At 75.6% G+C, this 4,130-nt stretch carries 3 protein-coding genes; all 3 read right to left on the reverse strand.

Going from position 1 to position 4,130, the window contains the following annotated elements; all coding sequences use genetic code 11:
- Positions 1-82 precede the first annotated feature (82 nt).
- Complete coding sequence (gene lipA / locus ACFV0G_RS36315; protein ID WP_380557136.1) at positions 83-1,036, reverse strand: lipoyl synthase; 954 nt, start codon at positions 1,034-1,036, stop codon at positions 83-85.
- Between the two features lie 118 nt (positions 1,037-1,154).
- Positions 1,155-1,952: a lipoyl(octanoyl) transferase LipB gene (gene lipB / locus ACFV0G_RS36320; protein ID WP_380557138.1), complete on the reverse strand. Its 798-nt coding sequence runs from the start codon at positions 1,950-1,952 to the stop codon at positions 1,155-1,157.
- Positions 1,953-2,050: 98 nt separating this feature from the next.
- A complete protein-coding gene (locus ACFV0G_RS36325; protein WP_380557140.1) occupies positions 2,051-3,943 on the reverse strand; it encodes a helix-turn-helix domain-containing protein in 1,893 nt (630 codons plus the stop codon).
- Positions 3,944-4,130: the final 187 nt, after the last annotated feature.

Below are 4,130 nucleotides of genomic sequence, written 5' to 3' on the forward strand. Positions count from 1 at the left end.
GGGGGGGGTTTTAGGGGGGGGGGTTCCGGGGGGGGGGGGGGGGTTGGGCCCCCCCCGCCCTCCGGCACTCGGCCGATCGGCCTCAGACCGCGGCCTGCGCCCGGTGCTCCAGCGCCTGGCGGTACAGCCGGCCGGCACGGTAGGAGGAGCGCACCAGCGGGCCGGACATCACACCGGCGAAGCCGAGCTCCTCGGCCTCCTCCTGCAGCTCGACGAACTCGTGCGGCTTGACCCAGCGCTCCACCGGGTGGTGGCGCAGCGAGGGGCGCAGGTACTGGGTGATGGTGATCAGCTCGCAGCCGGCGCCGACCAGGTCGGCCAGTGCCTGGCTGACCTCCTCGCGGGTCTCGCCCATGCCGAGGATGAGGTTGGACTTGGTGACCAGCCCGGCCGCGCGGGCCTGGGTGATGACGTCCAGCGAGCGCTCGTAGCGGAAGGCCGGGCGGATCCGCTTGAAGATCCGCGGCACCGTCTCGACGTTGTGCGCCAGCACCTCGGGACGGGAGGAGAACACCTCGGCCAGCTGCTCGGGCACCGCGTTGAAGTCGGGGATCAGCAGCTCGACGCCGGTGCGGCCGGCCTCGCGGCCCGCGGTCATCGCGTGCACCTGGCGCACCGTCTCGGCGTACAGCCAGGCGCCGCCGTCCTCCAGGTCGTCGCGGGCGACGCCGGTGATGGTGGCGTAGTTCAGGTCCATCGTGACGATGGACTCGGCGACCCGGCGCGGCTCGTCGCGGTCGAACTCGGCGGGCTTGCCGGTGTCGATCTGGCAGAAGTCGCAGCGGCGGGTGCACTGGTCCCCGCCGATCAGGAAGGTCGCCTCGCGGTCCTCCCAGCACTCGAAGATGTTGGGGCAGCCCGCCTCCTGGCAGACCGTGTGCAGCCCCTCCTTCTTCACCAGCGACTGGAGCGCGTTGTACTCCGGTCCCATCTTCGCCCGGGTCTTGATCCACTCGGGCTTCCGCTCGATGGGGGTCTCGCTGTTGCGGACCTCCAGGCGGAGCAGCTTCCTGCCGTCGGGCGCGACAGCGGACACGGGCACTCCTAGAACTAGACGGGGTACCCCCAGGGTACGCCTGTGCTTTCAGGGCCTTCGCCGGACCTCGGCCCGGCAATCGCAGGGCAACAGAGCTACCGGCCGGTAGATTCCCGGCTCAGCGGGCCGCCGCGGGCTCCCGCAGCTCCGCCATGACCTCCGCCAGGTGCCGGCGGACCACCGGCAGCGCATCGGTCACGCCGAAGGGCCGGCCGAGCTCCGAGGCCAGCGACGCCACCCCGGCGTCCCGGATGCCGCACGGCACGATCCGGTCGAACCAGCTCATGTCGGGGTCGCAGTTCAGCGCGAAGCCGTGCATCGTCACGCCCCGCGCCACCCGCACCCCGATCGCCGCCAGCTTGCGGTCGTCGCCGCGCTGGCCCGCGTTGGACGGGGCGTACTCCGGGCCCGCCAGCCGCGGGTCGATGCCCAGTGGCAGGCCCATCCGCAGCGTCAGGCTGCCGATCTCCACCACCTGCGACGGGTCCACCACCGCGTCCGGGATCTCACGGCCCAGCACCCACACCCCGCTGCGGCCCTCCACCCGGGAGGTCTCCAGGCCGAACTCGGAGCAGGCCCGGATCAGCGCCTCCTCCAGCCGCCGCACGTAGGCGACCACGTCGATCGGGTCCGGCAGCTTCACGATCGGGTAGCCCACCAGCTGGCCGGGGCCGTGCCAGGTGATCTCCCCGCCGCGGTTGACCTGCACCACGGGGGTGCCGTCCAGCGGGTAGTCCTCCGGGTTGGTGCGCTTGCCCGCGGTGAAGACCGGCGGGTGCTCCAGCAGCAGCACGGTGTCCGGGATCTCGTCGGCCACGCGCAGCGCGTGCAGCCGCTGCTGCTCCTCCCAGGCCGCCTCGTAGGGCACCGCGTCGCCGCCGGTGCCCATCGTCACGAACCGTACGTCCTCGCTCACCGCTGCTCCTTGCCAGGCGTTCGAGACCAACCTCGCCACTGTACGCCTGCGGTTCACCCGTCCGGCCCACCGGCGGGGGCCGCCCGGGGCGGCCCGGCTCAGCCGTCGGCGAGCAGCTGCAGGCGCAGCGCGAGCTGGAGCTCCAGCGCCCGCTCCGGGCTGCTCCAGTCGCGGCCCAGCAGCACCTCGATCCGGTCCAGGCGCTGGACGACGGTGTTCACGTGGACGTGCAGCTCGTCCTTGGCCCGGGTCAGGCTGCCGCCGCAGTCGAAGTACGCCCGCAGGGTCCGCACCAGCTCGGTGCCGCGCCGGGCGTCGTAGTCGGTCAGCGGGCCCAGCGCGGCGGCGACGAACGCGGCGACGTCGTGGCCCTCGCCGAGGAGGACGCCGAGGAAGCCCAGCCCGGCGGCGGAGGCGCCGTCGCCGTTCCGCCCGAGCACCCGCAGCGCCCGGACGCAGCGCAGCCCCTCGGCGTGGGCGGCGGCCAGCGCCGCCGGCCCGGCGGCCGGGCGGCCTGCGCCGACCGTCACCGGGCAGCCCGCCAGCCGGGCCAGCCGGTCGGCGGCGTCCGCGGCGGCGCGGTCCGGGTCGGTGCCGTCGTCGGGGAGGAGCACCACCACGGCCTCGCCGTGCTCGGCGCTGATGCCGCGGGTGCCGAACAGGTAGCGGGCCGCGGCGCCGGCCAGCCGGGTCCGGCCCTCGCCCTCTCCGGCGGCGACCAGCACCAGGTGCGGGCGGGCCAGGTCGACGCCGAGCCGGCGGCCGCGGGCGGCGAGCCCGGCCGGGTCCCGGTCGGGGGCGGTGAGCAGGTCGGCGAGCAGCTCGCCGCGGATCCGGTTCTCCGTCTCGGCGACCGAGCGGCGCAGCAGCAGGAGCAGCGCGGTGACCACGCTCGCCCGTTCGAAGATCCGCCGGTCCGGGTCGTCCAGGTCCGGCTGGCCGTGCAGGACCAGGCCGCCGAGCAGGTCCTGCCCGGCGAGGACAGCGCAGACCCACGTGGTGCCCTGCCGGACGGCGCGACCCTCGGCGCGGGAGGCTGCGACGGCGCCGGCCAGGTCCCGGGCCGCGCCGTCGCGGCCGGACAGCGGACGGCCCTCGGCGTCGTGGACGCCCACCTCGCCGCCGAGCAGCGCGGCGACCTCGGCGGCCACGTCGTCGACCTCGGCGCCGCGCAGCACCAGGTCGGTGAGCCGGTCGTGGGCCTGCTCGGCGCGCTGCACGGCGGCCGAGTGCTCCTGCACGACCCGGTTGGCGGCGGCCAGTTCGCCCAGCGCGGCCCGGGTGTCGGCCAGCGCCTTGGCGGTGTCCAGGGCGATCGCGGCGTGCGCGGCCAGGGTGCACAGCAGCGCCACCTCGTCGGGGGAGAAGGCGCGCGGCGAGCGGTCCGCGGCGAACAGCACGCCGATCACGTCCCCGCCGAGCAGCAGCGGCACGCCGATGATCGCGACCAGGCCCTCGTCCAGCACGCCGGCGTCGATCGTCCCGGTGTGGTGGAACCGCTCGTCGGTCCGGTAGTCGGGGGTGGCGTACGGCCGGGCGGTCTGGGCGACCAGCCCGCCGAGCCCGTCGCCGAGGCTCAGCCGCAGGGTCTGGAACAGCTGCGACACCGAGCCGTCGGTGACCCGCATGTACGTGTCGCCGGCCCGCTCGTCCGGGAGGGTCAGGTAGGCGGTGTCGGTGCCGAGCAGCATCCGGGCGCGGCGGACGATGGCCTGGAGCACCGCGTCCAGGTCGCGGGAGGCGGCGAGGTCGCCGGCGGTGTCGAACAGGGCGGTCAGCTCGGCCTCGCGGCGGCGGTGCTGACGCATCGTGCGGTGCACCCGCATCGCCTGCCAGGTCGCCGCGTCGATCTCGGCGAGCACCTGCGGGGGCGCGCCCCGCCGGCGGGCGTCGGCCAGCACCTCGGCGAAGTCCTCGGTGGCCGCGCCGGAGGCGAGCAGGTCGAGCAGGCGCCGCAGCGCCGGGGCCGGGCTGTCGTGGGGGTCGTCCATGGTGCGGGCCATCGTGCCATTCCCCTGCTGGATGCAGAACCGCCGGGCGTGCGGGGAGGGGGCGCCGGGTCACCCCGGCGCCCCCTCCCGTCGGCTCACGCCACCGGCACCGCCGGGCGGCCGGCCGCGGCCTCGGCGAGGTCGGGGCCCCGGGTCTCCCGGGCGCAGAGCACCGCGCCCACGGTGA

This window comes from Kitasatospora sp. NPDC059571, from assembly GCF_042735675.1.
Taxonomy (GTDB): Bacteria; Actinomycetota; Actinomycetes; order Streptomycetales; family Streptomycetaceae; genus Kitasatospora.